The sequence below is a fragment of the Pseudomonas sp. NFPP25 genome, assembly GCF_900116505.1.
In the GTDB taxonomy this organism is placed as follows: domain Bacteria; phylum Pseudomonadota; class Gammaproteobacteria; order Pseudomonadales; family Pseudomonadaceae; genus Aquipseudomonas; species Aquipseudomonas protegens.
Genome location: NZ_FPBG01000008.1, coordinates 244,591 through 266,486 on the forward strand (window position 1 = coordinate 244,591; position 21,896 = coordinate 266,486).

Annotated in this window: 24 protein-coding genes and 2 pseudogenes; 8 read left to right on the forward strand and 18 right to left on the reverse strand. The window is 59.7% G+C overall.

Features of this window, described 5'->3' with window-relative positions:
• Positions 1-61: 61 nt before the first annotated feature.
• A complete protein-coding gene (locus tag BM382_RS28475; RefSeq protein WP_072444805.1) occupies positions 62-1,291 on the reverse strand; it encodes a pyridoxal phosphate-dependent aminotransferase in 1,230 nt (409 codons plus the stop codon).
• 166 nt (positions 1,292-1,457) lie between these two features.
• On the opposite strand from BM382_RS28475, the gene BM382_RS28480 reads away from it, so the two are divergent.
• Positions 1,458-2,393 carry a LysR substrate-binding domain-containing protein gene (locus BM382_RS28480; RefSeq protein ID WP_011060438.1) on the forward strand — a complete coding sequence of 312 codons (936 nt, stop codon included), beginning with the start codon at positions 1,458-1,460 and terminating at the stop codon, positions 2,391-2,393.
• Positions 2,394-2,464: 71 nt separating this feature from the next.
• On the opposite strand, the gene BM382_RS28485 is transcribed toward BM382_RS28480, so the two are convergent.
• From BM382_RS28485 to BM382_RS28495, 3 genes are all read right to left on the reverse strand, one after another.
• Complete coding sequence (locus BM382_RS28485) at positions 2,465-3,700, reverse strand: MFS transporter (RefSeq protein ID WP_065363496.1); 1,236 nt, start codon at positions 3,698-3,700, stop codon at positions 2,465-2,467.
• 102 nt (positions 3,701-3,802) lie between these two features.
• Positions 3,803-4,627, reverse strand: a complete 825-nt coding sequence (locus tag BM382_RS28490; protein WP_011060436.1) for a hypothetical protein — start codon at positions 4,625-4,627, stop codon at positions 3,803-3,805.
• A gap of 2 nt (positions 4,628-4,629) precedes the next feature.
• Positions 4,630-5,856, reverse strand: a complete 1,227-nt coding sequence (locus tag BM382_RS28495) for an MFS transporter (protein WP_072444807.1) — start codon at positions 5,854-5,856, stop codon at positions 4,630-4,632.
• A gap of 95 nt (positions 5,857-5,951) precedes the next feature.
• On the opposite strand from BM382_RS28495, the gene BM382_RS28500 reads away from it, so the two are divergent.
• On the forward strand, positions 5,952-6,869 hold the full coding sequence (locus BM382_RS28500; protein WP_011060434.1) for a LysR family transcriptional regulator: 918 nt from the start codon (positions 5,952-5,954) through the stop codon (positions 6,867-6,869).
• On the opposite strand, the gene BM382_RS28505 is transcribed toward BM382_RS28500, so the two are convergent.
• Positions 6,870-7,568: a pentapeptide repeat-containing protein gene (locus tag BM382_RS28505; RefSeq protein WP_072444810.1), complete on the reverse strand. Its 699-nt coding sequence runs from the start codon at positions 7,566-7,568 to the stop codon at positions 6,870-6,872.
• A 99-nt stretch (positions 7,569-7,667) separates the two neighbouring features.
• Positions 7,668-8,588: a hypothetical protein gene (locus tag BM382_RS28510; protein WP_239690429.1), complete on the reverse strand. Its 921-nt coding sequence runs from the start codon at positions 8,586-8,588 to the stop codon at positions 7,668-7,670.
• Positions 8,589-8,842: 254 nt separating this feature from the next.
• Here BM382_RS28510 and BM382_RS28515 point away from each other — a divergent pair, with 254 nt between their 5' ends.
• Positions 8,843-9,394 carry a GNAT family N-acetyltransferase gene (locus BM382_RS28515; RefSeq protein WP_072444814.1) on the forward strand — a complete coding sequence of 184 codons (552 nt, stop codon included), beginning with the start codon at positions 8,843-8,845 and terminating at the stop codon, positions 9,392-9,394.
• Positions 9,395-9,504: 110 nt separating this feature from the next.
• On the opposite strand, the gene BM382_RS28520 is transcribed toward BM382_RS28515, so the two are convergent.
• Together BM382_RS28520 and BM382_RS28525 are read right to left on the reverse strand one after the other, a co-directional pair.
• Positions 9,505-10,347: a putidacin L1 family lectin-like bacteriocin gene (locus BM382_RS28520; RefSeq protein WP_011060428.1), complete on the reverse strand. Its 843-nt coding sequence runs from the start codon at positions 10,345-10,347 to the stop codon at positions 9,505-9,507.
• Between the two features lie 244 nt (positions 10,348-10,591).
• Positions 10,592-10,762, reverse strand: a complete 171-nt coding sequence (locus BM382_RS28525; RefSeq protein WP_072444854.1) for a Com family DNA-binding transcriptional regulator — start codon at positions 10,760-10,762, stop codon at positions 10,592-10,594.
• Between the two features lie 109 nt (positions 10,763-10,871).
• Between BM382_RS28525 and BM382_RS28530 the strand changes: the two genes are divergently transcribed.
• From BM382_RS28530 to BM382_RS28550, 5 genes and pseudogenes are all read left to right on the forward strand, one after another.
• Positions 10,872-11,600, forward strand: coding sequence for an XRE family transcriptional regulator (locus BM382_RS28530; protein WP_011060427.1), 729 nt, complete (start codon positions 10,872-10,874; stop codon positions 11,598-11,600).
• Positions 11,601-11,659: 59 nt separating this feature from the next.
• Complete coding sequence (locus BM382_RS28535; RefSeq protein ID WP_019094684.1) at positions 11,660-11,944, forward strand: DUF4156 domain-containing protein; 285 nt, start codon at positions 11,660-11,662, stop codon at positions 11,942-11,944.
• A 107-nt stretch (positions 11,945-12,051) separates the two neighbouring features.
• On the forward strand, positions 12,052-12,261 hold the full coding sequence (locus tag BM382_RS28540; RefSeq protein WP_011060426.1) for a hypothetical protein: 210 nt from the start codon (positions 12,052-12,054) through the stop codon (positions 12,259-12,261).
• Positions 12,262-12,884: 623 nt separating this feature from the next.
• Positions 12,885-13,316 (forward strand): annotated as a pseudogene (locus BM382_RS28545) (DNA polymerase ligase N-terminal domain-containing protein); the annotation flags it as partial.
• A 149-nt stretch (positions 13,317-13,465) separates the two neighbouring features.
• Positions 13,466-14,143, forward strand: coding sequence for an SOS response-associated peptidase family protein (locus BM382_RS28550; protein ID WP_011060424.1), 678 nt, complete (start codon positions 13,466-13,468; stop codon positions 14,141-14,143).
• Positions 14,144-15,305: 1,162 nt separating this feature from the next.
• Here BM382_RS28550 and BM382_RS32120 read toward each other — a convergent pair.
• The 10 genes and pseudogenes from BM382_RS32120 to BM382_RS32135 all read right to left on the reverse strand — a co-directional run.
• A complete protein-coding gene (locus BM382_RS32120; protein WP_225368744.1) occupies positions 15,306-15,821 on the reverse strand; it encodes a hypothetical protein in 516 nt (171 codons plus the stop codon).
• Positions 15,822-16,275: 454 nt separating this feature from the next.
• A complete protein-coding gene (locus BM382_RS31795; RefSeq protein ID WP_125062885.1) occupies positions 16,276-16,722 on the reverse strand; it encodes a hypothetical protein in 447 nt (148 codons plus the stop codon).
• Between the two features lie 78 nt (positions 16,723-16,800).
• Positions 16,801-17,187, reverse strand: a complete 387-nt coding sequence (locus tag BM382_RS32125; RefSeq protein ID WP_170866358.1) for an NlpC/P60 family protein — start codon at positions 17,185-17,187, stop codon at positions 16,801-16,803.
• A gap of 35 nt (positions 17,188-17,222) precedes the next feature.
• Positions 17,223-18,074, reverse strand: coding sequence for a phage minor tail protein L (locus BM382_RS32130; protein ID WP_239690430.1), 852 nt, complete (start codon positions 18,072-18,074; stop codon positions 17,223-17,225).
• A 37-nt stretch (positions 18,075-18,111) separates the two neighbouring features.
• Entirely contained in the window at positions 18,112-19,029 is a 918-nt protein-coding gene (locus BM382_RS28575; RefSeq protein WP_072444818.1) for an acyltransferase family protein, read from the reverse strand.
• A 362-nt stretch (positions 19,030-19,391) separates the two neighbouring features.
• Positions 19,392-19,625 carry a tail fiber domain-containing protein gene (locus tag BM382_RS28580; RefSeq protein ID WP_041774145.1) on the reverse strand — a complete coding sequence of 78 codons (234 nt, stop codon included), beginning with the start codon at positions 19,623-19,625 and terminating at the stop codon, positions 19,392-19,394.
• Between the two features lie 179 nt (positions 19,626-19,804).
• Complete coding sequence (locus BM382_RS28585; RefSeq protein WP_050783777.1) at positions 19,805-20,155, reverse strand: hypothetical protein; 351 nt, start codon at positions 20,153-20,155, stop codon at positions 19,805-19,807.
• Between the two features lie 468 nt (positions 20,156-20,623).
• Positions 20,624-20,899, reverse strand: a complete 276-nt coding sequence (locus BM382_RS28590; RefSeq protein WP_041774143.1) for a hypothetical protein — start codon at positions 20,897-20,899, stop codon at positions 20,624-20,626.
• A gap of 244 nt (positions 20,900-21,143) precedes the next feature.
• Positions 21,144-21,392, reverse strand: a complete 249-nt coding sequence (locus BM382_RS28595; RefSeq protein WP_239690431.1) for a hypothetical protein — start codon at positions 21,390-21,392, stop codon at positions 21,144-21,146.
• 134 nt (positions 21,393-21,526) lie between these two features.
• Positions 21,527-21,847: pseudogene (locus BM382_RS32135) on the reverse strand (helix-turn-helix domain-containing protein); the annotation flags it as partial.
• Between the last annotated feature and the right edge of the window lie 49 nt (positions 21,848-21,896).

Below are 21,896 nucleotides of genomic sequence, written 5' to 3' on the forward strand. Positions count from 1 at the left end.
GGGCCACGGCGGGCTCGGGAACGGGCTTGATCCCCTGGGGGCTGGGCTGCCGGGAGCCGCTTCAGTCGATGACGATCGCCGAGATGAACTGGGCGAAACGGCCCAGGCCTTCGATCAGTTCCTCATATTCCACGGCGTAGGAAATGCGGATGCAGTGGGGGTCGCCACAACCGGAACCGGGCACCACCGCGATGTGCGCCTCGGTCAGCAGCAGGTCGGCCAGGTGATCCACATCGCGCACCGCTTCGCCCTGGTAGTAGCCGCCGAGCCGGGAAGAGACATCGATATACAGGTAGAAGGCGCCTTCCGGCGGCGCATAGCTCACCCCTTCCAGGCGGTCGAGGTAGGTGCGTGCGGCGTGCAGCTGGCGTTGCAGGAACGGGTTGACCAGGTCGGCAAAGTGCGACGAATCGGCGTTCAGGGTATTGAGCGCGGCGTACTGGGACAGGCTGCTGGGGTTTGAGGTGGTGTGCCCCTGCAGGTTGTGCATGGCCGCGATCACCGGCGCCGGGGCGCAGGCGTAGCCGACCCGCCAGCCGGTCACCGCCTGGCTCTTGGAGAAGGAATCGATCAGCACCGTCTGCCCTTTCAATGCCGGGCACAGCGCCAGGATGTTGTGGTGCTCGTGGCCTTCGCGCACCAGGCCGCGATAGCACTCGTCGAACATCACCCACAGTTGCCGCTCCTGGGCCAACTGGGCGATGGCCAGCAGTTGCTCGCGTTCATAGACGGTGCCGGTGGGGTTGTTGGGGGTGTTGATGACGATCATCCGGGTGCGCTCGGTGAGCGCGCCACGCACCGCGTCCACCGTCAGCCGGTAGTGGTCGGCGCGGGTCTGGACGCACACCGGGGTGGCGCCGGCCAGGCGGATCTGGGTGGGAAAGGTTTCCCAGTACGGGGTCGGCACTATCACCTCCTCCCCGGGGTTGAGCAGCACCATGCAGGCGTTGTAGAGCGCCTGCTTGGCCCCGGCGGTGACCGCCACTTCATTGGCGGCGAACTCCACCCCGGTGCGCTGGCTGACCCGTTGCGCGAGCTTCTCGCGCAGGGCCGGCAGGCCGATGGGCGGGGTGTAGCGGTTGCGCGCATTGGCGATGGCTTCGATGGCCCCGGCGCGCATGTCCTCGCAGGCATCGAAGGACAATTCGCCGGCGGCGAAATTGATCACCTTGATCCCGCTTTCCTTCAGGGCGTTGGCTTTGCTGCGCATGCTCGAGGTGCCTGGGGCACTGAGGCCCAGCGCACGCTGGGACAAGGAAAAACGGACGGCCGTGGCTTCGCTGCTTGTCATTTTTGTACCTGCGAAAACAATCGGAAAACAGAGTGAACCGAGCCTGTACCCATGCGCCTCCGGCAACCTGGAAAGCTGGTCTAGGCTGGTCGTCTTACATTCTGATGACAGTCGCAAATAGCGGCCAATACTGTTTGCGTCGTGATTGATACTGGAAAAACAAGAAATGCTAGAGCTCCGTCGTCTGCGTTATTTCGTCACCGTTGCCGATGAATTGCACTTCGGCCGCGCCGCCCTGCGCCTGCGGATCGCCCAACCGCCGCTAACCCGGCATATCGCCGCCCTGGAGGCGCGCCTGGGCATCCGCCTGTTCGAACGCTCGACCCGCACCGTGTGCCTGACCCCGGAGGGCGAACTGTTCCTGCAGCAGGCCCGGGGGGTGATCAGTGCCGTCGGCGAGGCCGAGGCCACCGCGCGCAAGATCGCCCATGGCGCCATCGGCCGTATCGTCATCGGCTATGCCAGCTCGATTCCCCTGTCCAACGCTTTCTCCGAGATGATCCGCAACACCAGCCGCAGCCTGCCGGAGGTGGAGCTGGCGTTTCGCGAGGTGTCCACCGCCAGCCAGCGCCAGCAGTTGATCGATGGCAGCCTGGATATCGGCTTTGGCTGGGGGGCGCCCAACTTGCCGGCCCACGGTTTGCAGTCGCTGGTGAGTTCGCGCGATTCCCTGGTGGTGGCGGTACCGTCGCGCAGCGCTTTCGCCGGCAGGAGCAGCCTGGGGTTTTGCGAACTGGCGGGGGAATCCTTCGTGACCTTTCCGAGCGCCTACGGATCGGCCCTGAACACCGCCCTGGAGGACCTCTGCGCCCACAGCGGGATCATCCCGCGCCTGGGGCCCACGGCGTCACAGATGACCACCCTGGTGTCCCTGGTGGCGGCGGAGCGCGGGGTGGCCGTGGTGCCCGACTACACCGCGACCCTGCAGCGTCCCGGGGTGGTCTATGTGCCGCTGGCCGAGCCCTATGTGCTGGAACAGACGGTCAGTTGGCGCACGCCCCTGGGGTCGCGCTGCCTGGAGCGCTTCGTCGAACTGGCCAGGACCCTGGCAGCGCCGCTGCCGGCCCCTGCCGCGGGGCCCGAATGGCGCCTGCGCGGCTAGCGCTCCACCAGCAAGCAGCAGGCCCGGACAATCCCGCTCCGGGCCTGCGCTTTCAATGCATTGGCGGGACCTCAGCCGGGGCTGGGCAAGGACCGGGCGTCGGCGTCCAGGCCACGCTGCACGTACCAGGACAGCGGCAGGGTCAGCAGCAGGGTCGCGGCCAGGGCCATCACCGCCAGGGGAATCCCGGTGACGTCGCCGAGGCTGCCGAACAGCACCGGCGCCAGTGCCCCGCCGCCGATGGTGCCGGTGTAGAACAGCGAGAACGCCTGCTCGCGCTTGCCCGCCCCCGCCAGGTCCGGCACCGCGCCATAGAGCACCGACGAGGTGCCGTTCAGCGCCAGCCCCAGCAGCGGCAGCATCACCATCAACCCCACATAGGGCAGGAACACCGCCAGCACGATCAGGCTGGCGGTGGTGAACTCGGTGATCCACACGGTCTTCATCATGCCGATACGCGCCCCGAGGTAACCGCACAGCAGCTTGCCGAAAGCGCCACCGACGAACAGCAGGGTCAGGGCCAGGCCGATACCGGCGGTGCCGGCGCCCTTGGCCTTGAGCAGGAACGGCAGGAAGGTCAGGAAACCCATGCGTACCGCACTGTCCAGGGTGCCGGTGAGGATCAGTGCCCGCAGGCCGCCGACCGAGCCCTGGCCCTTGACCGTCTTCGGCGCCTTTTCCTGCATGGCCAGGGTCGCCGCCCGGGACGGGATCAGCCACCACAGCGCCAGCGCAGCGGCCAGCCCCAGGAGGCCGATCAGGGTCACGCTGGCACGCCAGCTGATCACGGTCAGCAGCAGCCCCACCAACCCGGGAATCAGGGTCTTGCCGATGTCCCCGGCGAAGTTGTACTGGGACAGCGCTTCCTTGACCCCGCCGCCAGCCTCGTGGGTGTCGGTGATGATCGAGGACGCCAGCGGGTGCTGGGTACTGGCCCCCAGGCCGCCCAGCAGCAGCGCCAGGAGCAACACCCCCAGCCCCCCGGCCTGCCCCGCCAGCAGGTAGGCCAGCCCGGCCAGGGCAGTGCCACCCACCAGCAGGCGCTCGCGCCCCCAGCGCTTGGCTCCACGGCTGGCCAGCAACTGGAAGCCGGCCATCATCCCGGAATAGGCACCGCGCAGCAGGCCGATCTGGGCGTAGCTCATGGCGAACTGCGCCTGCCAGATCGGCAGCAGTACATAGATCACGTCAGTCAGGCCGTCATGCACCGCGTGGGCGCCGCAACCGGCCACCAGGGAACGGCGGCGCACCGACACATCGGACGCCGGCAATGCCTCCGGGGAGGCGTGATGGTTCAGGTCATTCATTGTCGAGGCAGGCTGCAAAATGAAAAGGAAGGGTCAATCAGCAACAGGATAGGCGAGCCTGGGTCAGCCACAAGCCCCGTTGCCGGGGCCGGGCCGGAGCCATCAACGCAACAGCTGGGCACAGTCGCGCATTACCCGAGCCTTGCGCTGCAGGTATTCGGCGAAGATTTCCCGCGCGGCCTGCGGGTCGACCCGCACCTGCATGGCATCGACGAACTCGTTGACCGCCGCCACCGCATGGGCGAAGTGATTGCTCTCGGTGCCGCCGGTGTGCACCGTGACCCAGGCCACGGTGGTGCGCGCCTTCTCTGCCGGCACCCCCATGTCGCGGACGAACCACTGCTTGTACAGCGGGTGGATGAACTCCACTTCGCCGTGGGTGTAGACCTCGTGGATCAGGGTGGTCAGCAGGCCCTGCAGCAGGTCGCGGTCACGCAGGCGGCGAAAATCCGTCCAGTCCTTGAAGCCCTGGGCCGAGGGCAGGCAGTTTTCCTTGAGCAGCCACTGGTCATCGCCGCAGATCGGCGTGGCCATGTTGTAGAACAGGTCCGAATGCAGGGTATTGCCCAGGGCGCCCAGGTCTTCATCGGTGATCCGCTGCAGGCTGCCGCAGGCCCGGTACAGGCCGTCGGCGGCTTCCGAGCCCTGCCCGGAGCGGGCCAGCAAGGTGATGCGGTTGGCCAGCCCGGACACACTGGTGGCGGAGTTGTTGGTCTTCGACCAGCTGGCGAAGAACTTGCGCAGCACCGCCGGCTCGTGGCGACGGGAGGTGAGCTTCTCGAAGGCATGCTCGATGTCCACCAGGGCGCCCTCTTCGCTCCAGAACGCCTCGAACAGCGCATGCTTCAAGACACTGGCCGGCATGTCGTTCAACACAGGTTCGACAATCTTCAGCAACTGGCTCTGCCGGGTCAGTACGTTATTCATGGTCACCTCACGTATTCCTTGTTGGATGATGAATCTATCGGGTTGGACGGTTCGCGAGCCGCGACCGGGGTTTGGGGTTCGAGGGGCTTCCAGCCGCCCCAGGCAATCAGCAGCGACAGCAGTTGGAACAGCACGATCAGCGCCACGCAGCCCTGCCAGCCCCAGTGGCTCCAGAGCAGGGCCGGGACCACGGCGCCAAAACTGCCGCCCAGGTAGTAGCAGGTCAGGTACAGGCCCACGGCGCCGGCCTTGTTGTGGCGGGCGGTGGCGGTGGTAAAGGAGTTGGCGGCGGCCTGGGCCAGGAACACTCCGGTGGAACTCAGGGCCAGGCCCAGCACGATCAGCCACAGCGACGGCAGCAGGGTCAGGGCCGAACCGCAGACCCCGAGCAACGCCGCAGCCACCAGCAGCTCGGCCTGGGGCCGCGACTTGCTCAGGCGCCCGGCGATGGGGATCACCACCAGGGCCAGCAGGAACACGCTGTAGATCGCGCCCAGGGCAGCAGCCCCCAGGTCGAACGGCGCCTGGCTCAGGTAGAGCCCGGCGTAGGTAAAGGTGGCCACTTGCGAGAACAGCACGCAGAAGCCCACGCCGTACGCTGCCAGCAAGGGCCGCCGGCACAGCTCGCGCAGGGCACTGAGGCCGCCGGATGCCCGGGGCGCGGTCAGGGGCGGGTTGGCCGGCAGCAGCAAATGAATGGCCACCCCGATCAGCAGGCTCAGGCCCGCGAGCAAGGCAAAGGCTTCGCGCCAGCCCACGTATTCGGTCATGAAACCGGTGACAAAACGCCCGGCAAAGCCGCCCAGCACGGTGCCGGCGACATACAGGCTGGTGACTTCGGTCACGGTGCCGCCGCTCCAGCGGTCGCCGATGTAGGCCACGCTGGTGGCGAACACCACCGGGATCAGCATGCCCTCCACCAGGCGCCAGACCAGCAGCTGGGTAAAGCTGCCGGCACAGGCCGCCAGCCCCGCCGGCACCGCCAGCAACAGCGCGGCCACCACAATCACCCGGCGCTGATCGAAACGCCCGGTAAAGCGGCTGACAAAGGGCGCAGTGAGGGCCACCGCCAGGGTGGTGACGGTGATGCTCCAGCCGGCTTCCCGGATGCTCACCTGAAAGCTCTGGGCAAATTCCTGGAGAATGCCCTGGGTCGCATACAGGTTGAGAAATGCCGCACAACCACACAGAAACAGGGCGATGCGCGCACAATGCTGACGCGAATTCATGAAACCTCTCGTTTTATGACCAAAGGCCTTTATAAAATACGTCGCCAAGCCAAGACCAATACCGAATTCCGACCGATCAATACCCAGGGAACAGGATGCTCGATCTACGCAAGTTGCGTTATTTTCTGACGGTCGCCGAAGAGCTGCATTTTGGTCGCGCCGCCCTGCGCCTGCACCTGGCGCAACCGCCGCTGACCCGGCAGATTTCGGCCCTGGAAACCGAACTGGGGTTTCGCCTGTTCGACCGCACCAGCCGCACCGTGACCCTCACCGCCCAGGGCCGGCATTTCCTGCCGTACGCCCGGGCCGTGCTGGAACAGGTGGACCTGGCCCAGGTCATGGCCGGCAAGCTGGCTGCAGGTTGCGCCGGGCAACTGGCCCTGGGCTACGCCAGTTCCATCGCCCTCTCGGACCTGTTCAGCCAGGCGATCCAGGCCTTCGCCCAGCGCTTCCCGGACGTGCAATTGACCCTGGTGGAAGGTGCTTCGGTCAGCCAGTGGTCGCAGATTGTCGACGGGCGCATCGACATCGGCATGAGCCGCATGCAACCGCCGAGCGAGCAGAGCGATATCCAGTCCCTGTCCCTGGGGGACGAACCGCTGGTGGCGGCGATCTCCAGCGACAGCCCCCTGGCCGCGCAGGCGCAAGTGACTCTGGCCGAGCTTAGCGAGCATCCGCTGATCCTGTTTCCCGCCGACTACGGCTCGGGGCTCAACGAAGCCATCGAACAACTCTACCGACGCAACGGCCTGCCATTGCGCCCGGGCCCCAGCGGCCGGCAGATCACCTCGATCATCGCCCTGGTCGCCGCCGGCCAGGGCATTGCCCTGGTGCCCCGCTGCACCCAGACCCTGGCGAAAAAAGGCGTGACTTACCGCCCCCTCGCCGACCCCAGCGCCACCGCCCAGTTGCTGGTACTGACCCGCAAGCAGGGCCGCAGCCAGTTGGTGGAAGCCTTCATGGGGGTGCTCGACGAATTGCTGCAAGCCCAACCCGCAGCGGCCGGGCTCTAGTCAGAGCACGGTCAGGCCCAGCCCGGCCAGGAGCATGCCGGCCTGGCTGCGGGAAATGATCGCCCCCTTGAACAGCTTGGCATCCACCAGGCGCAGCCCATGCAGGCTGGCTTCGCGCAGGTCGGCGTCATCGAAGCGGGCATTGTTGACCCGGGCCATGGACAGGCTGCCGCCGTCGACAAACACCGCCTTGCGAAAGTCGCAGTAGGTCAGGTCGGCTTCGCTGAAATCGATGTTGTGCAACTGCGACTTGTAGAACGAGATACCCGAGAGCATGGCGCTGTTGAGCAGGCAGTCGGAAAAGCTCAGGCCCAGGGCCGACACGTCGCCGAAGTGGGCGCCGGTGAGCTTGCAGCCATCGAAGCTTGCATGGGCCACCTTGCTGCGCTGCCATTGCGTGTTGTTCAGGTCACAGCGTTCGAAACGGGCATCGGTAAGCACTGCAGAACGCAGGTTGGCCTGGCCGCCGCGACAGCTGGTCCAGCGGGTATTGATCAGGTTGGCCGCGGTGAGATCGGCGCCGGTCAGCAGGCAGCGTTCGAACCAGGCCCCGGGCAGGCTGATGCGGGACAGGTCCTGGCCGCTCAGGTCCAGCCCTGCGCAGCGCAGCGGCAGCGGCTGCCCGGCGGCCAGCTCGGCCAGGGAGCGGTCCTGCAGCGCCTCGGCGTCGATAGTGAAGTAAGCGTCATGAGCCTGCATGCCCTCTCCCGAGACTGGATACGAAGGGCCGCATCTTCTGGGCGTCGGCCAGGGAGGTCAATCTTGATCTTTGCCGCGCGCTGTGAGCAATGCGCGCCCCTAGCGGCACGCGACCTTGGCCAGTGCACCGGCCTGGGCGATGGCCAGGTCATTGCCGTTGGCATCGATACCGACAAAGGTGCTGATGTAGGAATACACCTGCCGATAGGCCTTGCCGTCGTACCGGTAGAAGGTGTCGTTGTGCTCCCCGGCACTGACCCGTGCACTGGTCATCAGGTCGGGCATGCCGTTGCAGGAAGTCGCCAGTACGCCCAGGGGACCATCCTCGACGGCGAACAGCGGCTCGGCGTGTGCCTTGCCGGCACGATAAAGCCATTGGCTTGAGTTGACCTGATTGCCGCTCATGCCACAGCTCAAGAACAGCAATTGGCCATGGGGGCCGTGGCAGGTTGTGGCAATCACCCCCTCCTGTGCGCATTGCGCATTGATCTGCTGACGGGTGTCGGCGCCCAGAACCGCCAGGGCCTGGTTCGCCGGGCTGTCCACCGGCTCGCTGGCGCACAGCCCCTTGCCCCTGGGCCAGGCCCGGCGGGCGCCGAGATACACCGGCGCCAGCGCGGCAATCACTGCATCCAGCTCGCGGCCCAGGCATCGGGTATCCGGGCAACGGCTGATGGCGCGGTTCTGCCTGTCGACCTGCCGTGCCAATTGCCACGGGGTGAACACCTGCGTGATCGAGCCGTACTGCACAAAGCGCGCCTTGAACAGTTTCTCCACCAGCGCTGCGTCGTTGCAGGTTCCCGCAGGCAAGGCCTGGCGCGCGGCGGCGGCATCGTGCAGGGCGCTGTCGTCCGCGCTGAAGCCCAGCGTCGTCACGTCCGTACAGGGCTTCAGCAACAATTGCGACGAGAGATAACCCGCCTCGACCTGCTCGCTACCCGGAATCACCCGCTTGCCCTGCGCCCACGCGGGCGAGGCCAGTAAGAGCGTGCATGCCAACAGGCTAATGGGGTATTTCATCGTCGCGTTGCCATCCATTGATGTGCTCAGAGCGCTTGCGCGCTTGTTGAGTATTGCGCGGGGTTGACCAGGTGATGCGCCACAGGCCGATCAGGGATGCTCGCGGCCAACAGCAGCCGTGCCGCGCTATTCAGGCCTGCCAGAGCCTTGTTAAGGTTCCGGCTCCCGCGTAGCCGTGATGCAACCGGAGCATATTGCTCATCCAGCAAGCCTCGCGCAACGAAACAGATGCATTCGTCCTTTGGAGACCACTGATGCAATCGCTGCCCCTCTCGCCCCTGCTCGTTGGTGAATCACTTGAACTGCGCCCACTTGAGGCCGTGGACTTCGCGGCGCTGTATGGCGTCGCCTGCGATCCCTTGATCTGGGCTCAGCACCAAAGCTCGACCCGCTATCAGGAGCCGGTATTTCGCCAATGGTTCGACGACGCACTGGCGGCCAGGAGCACCCTGATCGTGATCGACCGCGACAGCGGCAAGGTTGCAGGCAGCTCCCGCTACTACGAGTTCAACGAGGACCAGCGTGAAGTTGCCATCGGCTACACCTTTCTGGCGCGCGAAAAATGGGGGGGCCGTGCCAACAAGGAACTCAAGTACCTGATGCTCGGGCACGCCTTTCAGTGGGTCGACACCGTCTGGTTCCATGTTGCGGGTTCGAATACCCGCTCACAGCGAGCCATGGAGAAAATCGGCGGGCAGTTGTCGCACACCGTCCTGAAGCAGGTGAATGGCGGAACCCAGGAGAATCTGTTTTTCAAGGTTGAGCGCCCGGCCTTTGAAAGCCAACTGTCGCTTGCCCGTTCGTGACCCCGTTCAATCCGCGCCACCAATGGGCCGAGCCCGGCAGAACAAGCCTGCCGGGCCCTTGAGTGAAGCCTGTAGAAGCCCTGCATCGTCGCGGGGCCTCTTGCAGGCCGTTAGAACACGTTGTCCCAGGTGTAGCTACCGGTTTTCCACTTGTGGTCGGGGTAGAACACCCGCGGCGGCTTGATGGTCGGGGTATAGCCGAAGCGGGCCCAGATCGGCCGCTCGGTCACTATCGTGAAACTGCCGTTGGCCTGCAGGCGGATGGTTGCGCCGGGGTGACCAGCCGTGCCGCTCTGCCAGACGACCGCATTGTTCGCGGCGTAGATCACCAGGTTGCCGTCTGCCTGCATGACGCAGCGCACACCACCTTTGTTCTGGGTATAGGTCGCCCAGACCACGCTCCAGTTCGGCCCGTACACCACCAGGTTGCCATCGCCCTGGAAGACCAGAGCGTGATCGCCAGCGCTGTAGAGCTGGCCCGGTACCAGCTCGGCCGGACCGCTGATGATCATTGCCGTACCCACCGCCGGGGTGAATACACGACCATTGGGCGCATACCAGTGCGGGATGGTGTCGACAGTGACGATGTTCCCGTCGTCCTGAAGCTGGGTGAACGCACGCAGCGAGGCATCTTCGCGCGAACCCATGGTGGGGTCACTCGGAGTGGTCGACCAGATACGGCCACGCAGCGGGTCATCCAGGACAAAGCCGTAGTTCATGAAGACCATCATCGGATCTTTCTTGTTGCCCTTGCTCACGTTGGTGAACGGCGTGTTCTGGTCAGCCACCCATGCCAACTGGGCGCCGTCATACAGTGCCAGGTTGCCATCGGGCTGGAAGAGCAGCTTGAAGCGCTTGTTGGGGGATTGAAGATACTGGTTCGGCGCCATGTAGTAGCGAGCCGGCAGTACAGAAGAGCCGTTATCGGTAAAGTCGTATCGAATCCAAGCCATGTTGTTACCTATTGAGTCGAATGATGGATGCGGAGGATTCCGCCTGCATGTCGCTCAAAGGCGAGGAAATCGAAGCTCTTGGCTTTCACGAAGGGGGCGATAGCTTCAACGCGCAGTTATGACCGCCACGGCGTGAGAGCTCCACCCATTCCAATAATGACTGCGACAGCGCTACGCGCGGCCTGGAACCGTCATGCAACAGCAGTTCGGGCCTCTGGCCCGGACGTGCCTTTGCATCACAGGCTCAATGACCGACGCCGCTGTCACACCTGGCCGCTCCTGGCGATAGCTCGAGACTCGCGGCCTTTACATGATTCAAGGTTCCACAGCGGGAACATTTGATCTGGAGCTCAGTAAACTCGCCCACTCGAGCGAGAAGTCGATTGCAACTTCCACATCTGCATTCTTTTAACATCTGCAAATCCATTTGATTATCTGCCTGACACCCTTACGGGAACACCCATATAGTACAATATAGGAATACCCATTTGCAAGCTTATGGGAAGCCCCGTAATACTGGGCGGATGGAATTCAAAGATCGACTCAAAACAGCTCGTCGCCACGCCCAGCTCAATCAAACAGAGCTCGCTGAACGTGCCGGCCTGACCCAAACCTCAATCTCCGACCTGGAACGTGGCAAATCGAAGGCCACGGCCTTTGTCGCCCAGATTGCCTCGGTATGCGGCGTTTCCTCCATGTGGCTCGCTGAAGGCGTTGGAGAAATGCTCAAGGCGGCGGATACCGCATCGGCACGCACCCAGCCAAGCGTGCATTTGGACGATATCGAGACCTGGGACGATGCGACCCCGCTCGATGACAACGAGGTCTACGTCCCCTTTCTTCACGAGGTGGAGCTGGCTGCAGGCTCGGGCCGGTTTGTCATCGAAGAAAGCGATACCGCCCGGCTGCGCTTCTTCAAGAAAGATCTGCGTCAGAACGGGGTGCAGTTCAACAACGCCAAGTGCGTGTCGGTCAGCGGCAACAGCATGGTCCCGGTGCTGCGCGACGGCGCAACCGTTGGCGTGAACGTCGGCAGGAATGCCCTGAAGGATGTAGTCGACGGGGAGATGTATGCACTCAACCACAATGGCCAGTTGCGCGTGAAGCAGGTTTACCGTTTGCCGGTCGGGCTGCGCCTGCGCAGCTTCAATCGGGATGAACATCCAGACGAAGACTATAGCTTCGCCGAAATCCAGGAACAGCAGATCTCGATCCTGGGCCATGTGTTCTGGTGGGCGATGTACTCGCGATGATTGCCCGGGGCTGGCTGGCCGGGATAGGCCGGCAACCTCGTCGACAGGAGTGTTCAGTGATGCGTAATCTGCGTGGCCTTGTCTTGCTTGTCGTCGCTGCGGCTTCGGTCTCGGCTTGCACCACACAACTGACGGAAGCAGGAAGGCAGGTCGATCTGGTGACGGCCTCCTCGGCACAGGCCTGCAAGGTTCTGACGGCATTTACCGTGAAGGGCTCCTCCAATGGGGACGCGCTGAATATGGCCTTCAATAAAGCAGCCGAACTTGGCGCCGACAGCATGAGCGTCGTCAACGTCGGTAGCGCCTCCGACATACAAGCCGCGGCCTTGAAATGTCGTCAGTGACAGGCCTTCCATGAATCTCGCCAGACCGAACCGGAAACAGCCCTCCATCGAACACTGGCAAACCCATCATCCAGTTCGCCAGCAAACCACAATCGAGGCCTCAGCCCATGCCTAGAAAAGAGCCGGAGGATGCCAAGGCAGTCACTGCCGCCGATATCGAGCGCTCCATCCAGGCCTTGAACAAGATGGCCGAGCGCCTCTGGGGTCAGGGTCGGGAAACCGAGGCACAAGCCTTGCTCAATGCCCTGGACGCACTCAACCGAGCGCTGGACCGAATCAGGATTGGCGAAAACCGGCGCATTGCCACCCTCCACTAGTCTGCGTGATCCAGCCGTAACAAGTGCCAAGTCATGGACGTGGCAGGAGTAGTTGCCACCCGTGCGCCCTCCCCCCCATCGAGCCGATAACCTAGCAAGCCAGGCCGAACCCGCGAGCGTGAAAAAGCCGGAGAAGCTTCGCAGTTGCGCAAGAAAGTCAGCGACCTCGAGTTGATTGCGCGCAGCAAGGGCCGGGCGAATGAGGATCTACGCAGGTAGATATCCTCACCTCCTCCTGAAGCGTTGGATGACAACCAGCCTTAATGACTGACCGGAGGCATTTTTCTATAAAGCGCTCTTCGTTATGCGCCGGGATCACGACACCAATCATCTGGAGCTCCTTTCATCTCAGGACCTTCTCCGAGCCACTGCTTTGGTAGCCGAATAACGAAAAGACAAAGGAACACGTTCAATTGTTCGAGTTATTTCGCTGACTTGAGCTCTCAAGTCGCCAGAAATTCATCTGTGATGACACAGTCAAAAAAGGATGAACTTACGCGAAGACTGACCTTCTCAAACAACATGGCTGCAGAAGCGGCAGATGAACAAATAAAGTATGCGAAGAGGTCATAATGAAACCGTCACTGAATGCAAAGGAGCATGAGAAAGACCCTGACCTCCCAATGCAACGTCCCCGCCAATATTGCATACAGAAACACTATGCCAGTCACCTCCACTATGACTTTCGTTTAGAGCTTGATGGATCGCTAAAAAGCTGGGCAATCCCCAAAGGACCATCACTGGACCCACGAGTGCGACGACTGGCAGTGCACGTAGAAGATCATTCGCTGGATTACCTATGCTTTGAAGGGAGCATCCCCGCGGGGCAGTACGGGGCTGGTGATGTCATCGTTTGGGATTACGGGGTTTGGCTTCCCGAAGGTGATCCACAAAAAAGCTACGCAAAAGGACAGCTGTATTTTCGCTTAAAAGGAGAAAAACTATCCGGCATGTGGAGGTTGTTCCGCACCCGTCTCCCTGGAAAAAAAGAACAGTGGCTTCTAACGAAATCAAATGACAGTGAAGCCCGCCCGGAAAGTGAATATGACATTCTGATTGAGAAGCCCGGTAGCGTGGCCGACGTGTGCGTCGCAGGCAAGAAGTACCGCAAAGAGAACATAGAGACACCCTGAGTTGAATATCTACAGAACCTTAGCAGCGGAGATCTATAGTCTTAGAGTTGCGTACTGCCCCAGGGGCGATCATGTGCGAAAGACTGTCCCAGTACCGATACATCCACGACTTCGTCGCAGCCCTGGGCATGCCTGGGGCCCTGATCAATAGCGTCGGTGATCAAGCCCTGGGGCGCTACAACGCCGCGCCGACAATGCAGCTCGCCCTCTTCCATGTCGCCGGCGATAAGCTTTATGCAGACCCTGTGACGTGGGGCTGGCGGCCGCATTGGGCTACCGACCGTGCTACAGCGATAAACGCCCGTGTCGAGAAAGTGGCCCATGGGCCTTTCTTCCGCCAGATCTGGCCACACCGAGCCATATGCCCAATCGACAACTGGTTTGAATGGCTGGACGACGGCGGCCCGAAGAAGCAGCCCTATTTGATCCGGCACCGGGACGGCTCCCCCATCCTCTGCGCCTCAATTGGACAACTGCCGGATCCAGACGAAAGTCACGGGGAGCACGACGGTTTTGTGATCATCACCGCCGACAGTGCCGGCGGCATGGTCGATATCCACGACCGCCGGCCGGCAGTGCTTGGGCCGGAACTGGCCTGGGAATGGCTCGATCCGGCCACTCCGAAGGAGCGCGCCGAACAGATGGCGTTACAGCAGGGAGAAGCCGCCGAGACCTTCGAATGGTTCAAGGTGAGCACCGCCGTCGGTAACGTCAAGAATCACGGGCCGGAACTGATCGACCGAGCATGAGCTTGAGCGCGACCGCTCCCTAATTCACTTGATATGAAAAAAGCGCGACTAGGGGAGCCTACAGAATTCGGAAAAAATCGCACGCTAACGTTTTCCGAGCTGTCGTACCGGCCTGAACTTCCCGCCTTCCAGCTTGCGGCCTGCCGCCAGACGTAATCGCCAGTCAGGTTGATGTGTTCCCAGCCTATATGCGTAATCGAGGGTAAACCTGAGCGGGGGGTGGTGCCCTTTTTGAGAGCTCAAGATAACGTTTGCGGCCCCAATCGATAACGGCTATGGGCCATTAGCACATCCGTCCTATGTTGACCGCCGTAACTGGCATACCCAAACTATTTTTCTGAACGGCCCTACGCGGCCGAGGACAACAGCCCTCAAGACGATCAGCGATAGGTGATACATCCCGGAACACGAGGGAACGTATCGGGTGAGTAGTGCGCAAACATGGGCTCTGCGTGAAACTGAGGTTTATATGAAATCGTCTATGTTGGGCACAGTACCGCTTCACGGGGCCAATTTGCTTTTGCTATTGGCTCTTGCCTTTCCGGCAATTGCACATGCGGAGGGGAGGTGTCCTGCAGGGCAATATCCCATCGGCGATCAAGGGGTTGGCGGCTGCGCTCCGATCCCAGGCGCTGGCGGGAGCTCCCGCGAGCAGGAGCCCGTCGGGCAGTGGCATAAAACCTGGGGCGCAATCGCTTCATCTGGAGCAACCGCAGATGCAGGCGTTGCCGTTAACAGGCCCAGCAAGGAGAGTGCCGAGAAGTCGGCCTTGTCGGATTGCAGCAGGCGGGGAGCGACTGATTGCAAGGTGATTTTTACGTATCGAAACCAATGTGTCGCATGGGTAGTTCCCAGCAGCAAGGACGGACCGTCCCGCGCTGGTCTGGCCAGTGCCAAAGACCCTGAAGAGGCCCGCAAGGTGGCTCAACAGTGGTGTGTAGACACGGGAGGCAAGGCTTGCCAGGTGGTATACGAAGACTGCACCAAACCTGTGTATGAAGCGTTTTGAAGTTGAGTAACTTGTGATTGCTGGCCCCCAGCTTTCGTGTTGGAACCGCAGATGCAGTCGAGCCAGTTCGTTTAGGTCAACATCCCCGCGCACTGCTGCGGTAAGAATATTGGCGGGGTCAGATGTTGACGCAACTGGCCCGACCGCTCTTTTTCACTTCGTTGAAACGATTTCTTTGACGTAGCTCTGACAGGCCGCCAGGGCGATCAATCCTTGGTCACCGTCTCCGGCGATGGCGACAATTCGTTGAGCAGCCGCAGGGGCAAGTTCGGCTCGCGCGCCTCCATGAACCACGCCGCAGGTGCCGGCGGTGGCTGACACCCCACTGCTACCACCCGAGGCGGCAGTGTTGAGAAGGACTGACAGCCGCAAGTCAGCAGTAGCAAGACGACCATGCCGCTGAAGCACTCGAAGTGAGTTTCGTGCCTGCAGCGTTGCACAGAACTGGTAGGCAACGATCCCACTCGAACCATCAAGCCTTTTCTCATATGGCAACTTTAAGAATCGGTCCTGAAATGGGGAGTAACTTTCCACCACTACGACGCCTTTGGAGTCGCGCTCGAGTTTATTGATGACGATGTAATCAGGGCCATCCCAAGGCTTTTTCTCAAGAGTTTCGGGTGCGAATAAGGCGCGAAGATATTCCTCATCCTCTCCAGCGAAGCGCATGGGGAATCGAAGCTACAGCATCGCCCCACCCTTGGTGACGTTTTCAAGAGAACGGGCGCCGTGCGTTTCGATAGCGGCCTCAATTTGCCTCTTGTCCCCGGCCGTCAAGCAGTAGCACTCTAAATCGGCAGGATTAACAGTGTCATGAGGCTCAAGCAAATAAGGCTGAACCGGCTTCATTGTCTTCACATCGCGAGCATCCCTGTTCAAAGACGAGAAACTCTACCATCGACGTGATACCTGAAAAAATGCCAACACCAACACTCCGTCGAGGCGAGATGATGGTTTGGTGTAACTGAGGTTTAGCGCGTAACGCCGCCAGCAGTCACCGCAGCAATTCCGAATCAACCACCAAGCTTTCGCTTCGACTACGGTACCGCATTCGGCTAAGCACCAAGCGTCGTTTGAGAACCACAAAAAAGAAAGGCACCCGAAGGTGCCCTCTCTGTAACGTTTACGGCTGGAATCGTGTGCCGCAGGCATGACACATCCAAGTGCGGCGCCACTCTTCCAGTTTGTCGTACTGCGCGACGTTGAATTTCCAGTGGCGAACGAATCCGATCACACCGACGGTGATAAATATCGCGCCAATGAAAAACCTCGTCCAATCCACGCCCCAGAACGTGTTCATAAGCTTGAGGCCGTCGTACAAGATGATGGCGCCAACCCCCGTAAGGATGACGGGGCCAAGCAAGCGCTTACCTGGAGGTGGGCCGACGCTTGCCGCCAAATGGGTCTGGTGCCGACCTGTAGTTTCAACGGTCACGCTTGGTCCGAATCCGGATTGGGATTGCGCTTGGTGGGTTGTTTGTATATGAGAGGTGCCAGCAGCATGGATGACGGAAAGAAGCTGGACATTTTGGCCTTGGCAGTGCGGACAGCAGATGGCGTTGTTGCTCACCACGTAATCATTCCTTTGAAGGGCGGGAAAGCTTCATTCTAAGGCAAGGTTAAGGTTCTTTGCACCTGACGAGCAGCCTTATTTGAGCAGATCGGCTCCTGTTGTTTGTACACACTTATGCCGCCAGTAGCTCACCGTAACTTCCCGCCAATAACCACCATAGATGTCCCGCTTGCTGTCTCGGCTGTAGAGGTGATGCAGGATCGTCCCCGGCGCCGGGAAGTGTTCGGGCTCGGTCTTCAGGACGCCGTCGGCCAAGTATACCCCGGCCTGGTTCGGCACCTTCGAGCGAGTCTGCATCAGCACCATGTCGCCATGCTGAGGGGCGCTGACTTGAACGAACCCGGCCGCGGGCAGGTTCTCCAGGTAGAGGTTCCGGCCCTTCTCCCACCACCCGTCCTCCCGCTCGCACTGGCCCAGGTCGATGCCCATTTCGCGGCAGTAGAAGTCGAGGACGATGCTCAAGCAGTCGTGCACGCCATGGGCGAACTTGCGGCCGATCAGCGGGCCTGGTAGCCGTCCGGCGTGAAGCTCACAAGCTCACCTGCGCGCACCTGTTCGTCATCGCCCCTGCGGACCTCAAAGATGTGCCAGGGAAGCCCGGAGGCCTCACAGGACACGCGATCTGCCTCACTGGGGGCTACTGGGTAGTCTGGATGGCTATGCACGACCGACAGCACCTGGCCGCGATCCTCAGCGGCGGCGAAGTCCTCGGGCGCAAGGCGGAAATGCTCGCTTGGTGTCGAGGCCGTATTGCGGCAAGGCACATAGACCTCCTTTCGCCCCTCCCGAATCACCAGGCCGCAGTACGGCCCGCGGTAACCGCCGCAGCTGAGCCACCAGCAGACGTTGGCCACGATATGCCGGCGCGGTAGCTGAACGCCTGCGACGTCCAGGGCCGAGGCCAGCTCGAACTCCACTATTTCGTTGTTCTCGGCGGCCTTGCGCTCGACATACCAGATGTCCGGTGGCAGGTCCTTTTCCGGATCCGCCTCCGGCTGGCCGTCCAGATACTTGCCCAGGGTCCGGTGCCGGATCAACTTCGCCCCCACCAGATCCTCCACGTACAGCACCAGGGCCGTAATGAACCAGCCGACGTTGCCAACGAACAGGGTCGGCATAGGCTGGGCACCCTGCCCGGTCATTTCGAAGCCCTCGGCCTGGATCGGCCTGAGCGAATACTCCTCGCCCTGCCAGTAGATCGACGACTGCTGTGGGGTAGCCGTGAAAGCGCTACAGCTCGGCGCCCAGCGCGGTAGCGTCGAGTTCGAAAAACTCCACCCACGCGCCCGGCTCCAAGGTCTGGACATCAGATGTAATTGATATTTTTTCACCATAAAAAAGCCGCTCATAGAGCGGCTTAATAAAAGGGAAAAGCTTGAATATTACTTAATTTCTAACTATGGAGCTTGGGTGCTCTACGCGATTAAGAAGAGCTCTTGCTAAAGCGCGCTGCATAGGACGCTCAAGTATAGAATTTGAAGCCCAAGAAAAAACAAGCACAAGGGCGAACACCATAGTGAAATTCAAGAAGTAGTTATCACTTGGTGTCGTGAGCGACACCACCCCGCTTATCACAAAATAATGAATCAAATAAACCGAATACGAAACCTTTCCTAGCCAGACCAGCGGCCTTAAAGACAAAAGCCACTCCAAACAATACCTATCCCTTATCGCAATATTGAAAACAATCAAAAGCTGCACAATTATCAATGAATTTTCCCATGAAACAATATCTCCACCAAACAACAACTTAAAAACTTTTGGAAAGGTTAACGGAATAGCTAGCAGCAAGACAAGACCAACCACTGAAATGATTCTCGGTAAATATTTAAAAGCTCCACCGCAATACATCAAGGCGGATAACACTCCAAAAAGGAAGTAATGGGCCGTATGAAGGAATGTCAGACTTGTCAAAGGCCCAAGCGACCAAATCAACAACGCCAAACCCACAACCAAACAGACGAACGACGCTTTGTTAATAATACCGAACACAAACCACAGACCTACAAAGGCAATGTAAAATAGCACCTCTATCTGTATAGTCCAGAATACGTTTTCCCCTCTATCCAATAGAAGGACCTGCCCAAGATACTTATCAAAAGAATTTATCCCCGACATCGCTACTTGCCCGGGGAACTCTAAAAAAATCAATAATCCCGGAAGTGCTGCGGCCATTAAGAACAGCGGATATACCCGCGATATCCTTCTAACCGCGTATACCCACAAAGATGATAATTCAAGCTTCTGACTTATGTGCAAATTAGAAACAAGAAATCCAGACAGAAGAAAAAAAAAGCATAACACCTGTCTGGCCGCCGCCCCAACCTAAAATACCTCCAAACAATCCCGTCTCGTTACTGTAATGGCTTACAAAAACAATAAGAGCCGCACCCCCTCTTAGCCCATCCAATGCAACGATTCTTGATGCGCTCATCCCAGATCCTAAAGTTCCCCTGAGGTCCACCTTCCCGCTAAAAGGAAGTCCTCTAGTCAATCTACTACACAAGCGTAAACACTATGGAAATTTTGACTCGATCTCAGAAAGCCTCGCCTCGAAGCCTGCCACAAGGAACAGATTGAGTTCGTCAATTCTGAAGCTGTAGCGATCACCTGCTGGAACAACAATAGAGTCTTCGCCTTCCACTGGGCTTGCCTGGATGCTCTCCTCAGGCGTCGTGACAGATGACCCCATAGGCAAAGGGGTCAAGTCCAAATGAAGACGTCACTTCTATCGCGCGCTGCGCAGTCATCCCGATATGATCACGGGCCGACTCTCCCTTTTCTTCCATAGCTGCGAACCAGCGATAAGAACCAATCTCTTTTCCCAGCGCCTTAGCTGCGTCGATCTCGACAACTGACAGCTTGCGCAGGTCAGGGTTCTTTTCTGGCATGTTGGACATACTCGATTCCTCCCTTTCGGGGAGATTGATAGTGGTTAGAGGATGCAATAAAAAGGGCCCACCGAAATGGTGAGCCCTTGAGAGTTAAGGGGGCAGCAAGGGCACATTACAACGTCAGTGCGGAATGCCACCAAAGCACAGAAAGGCCAAGTATAAGCTTGGCCATTGATGAAAAACACTTAACTCAAAATGTCCCAAGTGAGGGCGATAGCTGAGCTACCAGCATCATCGCCAACCACCCACAAACCTTGGCTCGCAGGAATAAACAACGGGTAAGGCATAAATGCCTCGTAGCTGTGGCCCGGTGATGCTGTATTGCCGTTTGCACCAAAGATGACGGCCTGGCTGATATCGGTGATCCCGGTCGGCGTCTTGAGGCCTGCAATGACGTTGACAGTTCCCTTGCCCGAGGCAATACACGATGTACGGATCACCACACCAGCAACGTTCTGTGCTGGAGCTACGATCTGAACCACCCCCTTAAGAGGACTAATGGTGGTGTAGTTTTTGCCAATTTTTACTTCGTCCATTTTTCACCTTTGTGTCGAATGATTACTTGCGGAGGATTCCGCTTTCATGTCGCTCACAGGCGATGGCTCGAAGCTCAGGGCTCAGGGCTCAGGGCTCTCACTCGATCCAAGAGCTCAGTACCAGCAACACGCTGGCTTTCACTACTTTGCAACGCGAGGAGTAGGATCACTATCTCAGCAAAATACTGTATATACAACCAGTATTTCGTATGCTATTCCCCATCCCCACAAATCTCACCCTACCGATAACGTTCCCGGCGCCGACGCCCTATCCGATCGATCGCGCCACTCCACAAGCATGTGAGGTCAGAGTGCGCGGGCTGCCAGCGTAGATTTCGTACGTTGCACTATCCGGCTATCGACGTCCAGGCTATCCCGAGAGCTGTCCTGGCTATAGGTGAAACCCGAAGCATAAAAAAAGCCCCGCATAATTACGGGGCTTCGAAAATTCTGGTGAACGAAAATGGATCAGAATGCTTGCTGAGAGCCTGCGATGAAAACGACATAGCCAGCATGTATCGTCTGGGAATCGCCGTTCTTGATCACAACATAAGCCAAATCCTCAGCCGCGTCAGGATCTTCATGCATGTTTCGCCATGCCTCTTTCAGATCCCGCCAGTCTGCAATTGTCACTCGCTGCTTTTCAAAAATAGCCAGCATTTCCCAGCGGTCGATTCTCACGACACCCTCATGCCAAAGCTGGTCGAGCTTATGACGAAGCTGATGCTTATGCGCCTGATTCATTTGAACATCCTCGCTATGAGTCGCTGAGCTGCGATCCGTAGAGAGAATCCCATTAAAATATAATTCGCGCAATATTTTTTTAATTTTATTTATAATCCATCAATAAATATTAAAGGAGAAAGTCTTACGTCGCCCACAAAAAACCCTACGCTTTGGCCGGGTTTCGTTCGTCACTCCTCAGAACGTATAGGAATGACAGGATGGAAATAATTTCGCTCATCCGCTCACTGATGTCGGCAGGCGATTACGCTGCCCGCTCAATCAGTAAGCCTTCAGCCTCTAGAATGTCGGCGGCATGTGCCAAGGCCTCATTGACCAGATCGTCTGCAGATCGACCGATATCCAGACGCCACCGGCGTCGAGTCGACTCTGGCGTACCATCATTGTCCCAGGTGTTCATGTCGTAGAAGCTGTCTTTCATCACGATCATGTCGGAGGATCGGCTCTCATCTTTCTTCGCCGTGACCTGGCCGGCAGCCACTGCCGCGTTCACCATCGACTCACGGCGCCATGCCGGCGCATCAAGTCAGGAGCAGTTGTTCCTGCCGTGCGTCATTCAGCATGGGCTGCCGCCTTCTTGGCTCGAAGCGCTTCAAGGGCCTGCTCGGCAGCGCTGAAGTTGGTTTAGGTCTGTGGTCCCGTTCATCTGGCGATTGGTGGCTCACTGGGTGTGATACGCCTCGGCCTTGGCCAGCAGGTCGCCGATGCTGTGCATGTTCGAAACGAGTCGCACGTCGTTGATGGTCAGGAAATATGGGCGACGTGGTGCGCGACGTTAATTCCAAGACGGTCGATGACCTGGCCCAGTTGCCCGGCGCCCCTGGCGTTCCATACCGGCCATGCACCATGGCGCTTGCGGTAAGCCATGGCGTAGTTGGCCCAGGCCTTGAAGGTCTTGCAGGACTGGTCCTTGGGGCCCGGCATATCGGCCGGGATTTCACAGCGTGGCTGCTGGGCAGCGAATGGAACGACCTGACCCGTCGCGACCTTGGCGGAA

Bases quoted from the DNA above. Each gene is read 5' to 3' on its own strand.
- BM382_RS28475 (WP_072444805.1), bottom strand. From the start codon at position 1,291: ATGACAAGCAGCGAAGCCACGGCCGTCCGTTTTTCCTTGTCCCAGCGT.
- BM382_RS28480 (WP_011060438.1), top strand. From the start codon at position 1,458: ATGCTAGAGCTCCGTCGTCTGCGTTATTTCGTCACCGTTGCCGATGAA.
- BM382_RS28485 (WP_065363496.1), bottom strand. From the start codon at position 3,700: ATGAATGACCTGAACCATCACGCCTCCCCGGAGGCATTGCCGGCGTCC.
- BM382_RS28490 (WP_011060436.1), bottom strand. From the start codon at position 4,627: ATGAATAACGTACTGACCCGGCAGAGCCAGTTGCTGAAGATTGTCGAA.
- BM382_RS28495 (WP_072444807.1), bottom strand. From the start codon at position 5,856: ATGAATTCGCGTCAGCATTGTGCGCGCATCGCCCTGTTTCTGTGTGGT.
- BM382_RS28500 (WP_011060434.1), top strand. From the start codon at position 5,952: ATGCTCGATCTACGCAAGTTGCGTTATTTTCTGACGGTCGCCGAAGAG.
- BM382_RS28505 (WP_072444810.1), bottom strand. From the start codon at position 7,568: ATGCAGGCTCATGACGCTTACTTCACTATCGACGCCGAGGCGCTGCAG.
- BM382_RS28510 (WP_239690429.1), bottom strand. From the start codon at position 8,588: ATGAAATACCCCATTAGCCTGTTGGCATGCACGCTCTTACTGGCCTCG.
- BM382_RS28515 (WP_072444814.1), top strand. From the start codon at position 8,843: ATGCAATCGCTGCCCCTCTCGCCCCTGCTCGTTGGTGAATCACTTGAA.
- BM382_RS28520 (WP_011060428.1), bottom strand. From the start codon at position 10,347: ATGGCTTGGATTCGATACGACTTTACCGATAACGGCTCTTCTGTACTG.
- BM382_RS28525 (WP_072444854.1), bottom strand. From the start codon at position 10,762: ATGTTAAAAGAATGCAGATGTGGAAGTTGCAATCGACTTCTCGCTCGA.
- BM382_RS28530 (WP_011060427.1), top strand. From the start codon at position 10,872: ATGGAATTCAAAGATCGACTCAAAACAGCTCGTCGCCACGCCCAGCTC.
- BM382_RS28535 (WP_019094684.1), top strand. From the start codon at position 11,660: ATGCGTAATCTGCGTGGCCTTGTCTTGCTTGTCGTCGCTGCGGCTTCG.
- BM382_RS28540 (WP_011060426.1), top strand. From the start codon at position 12,052: ATGCCTAGAAAAGAGCCGGAGGATGCCAAGGCAGTCACTGCCGCCGAT.
- BM382_RS28550 (WP_011060424.1), top strand. From the start codon at position 13,466: ATGTGCGAAAGACTGTCCCAGTACCGATACATCCACGACTTCGTCGCA.
- BM382_RS32120 (WP_225368744.1), bottom strand. From the start codon at position 15,821: ATGCGCTTCGCTGGAGAGGATGAGGAATATCTTCGCGCCTTATTCGCA.
- BM382_RS32130 (WP_239690430.1), bottom strand. From the start codon at position 18,074: ATGAGCGGCTTTTTTATGGTGAAAAAATATCAATTACATCTGATGTCC.
- BM382_RS28580 (WP_041774145.1), bottom strand. From the start codon at position 19,625: ATGTCCAACATGCCAGAAAAGAACCCTGACCTGCGCAAGCTGTCAGTT.
- BM382_RS28585 (WP_050783777.1), bottom strand. From the start codon at position 20,155: ATGGACGAAGTAAAAATTGGCAAAAACTACACCACCATTAGTCCTCTT.
- BM382_RS28590 (WP_041774143.1), bottom strand. From the start codon at position 20,899: ATGAATCAGGCGCATAAGCATCAGCTTCGTCATAAGCTCGACCAGCTT.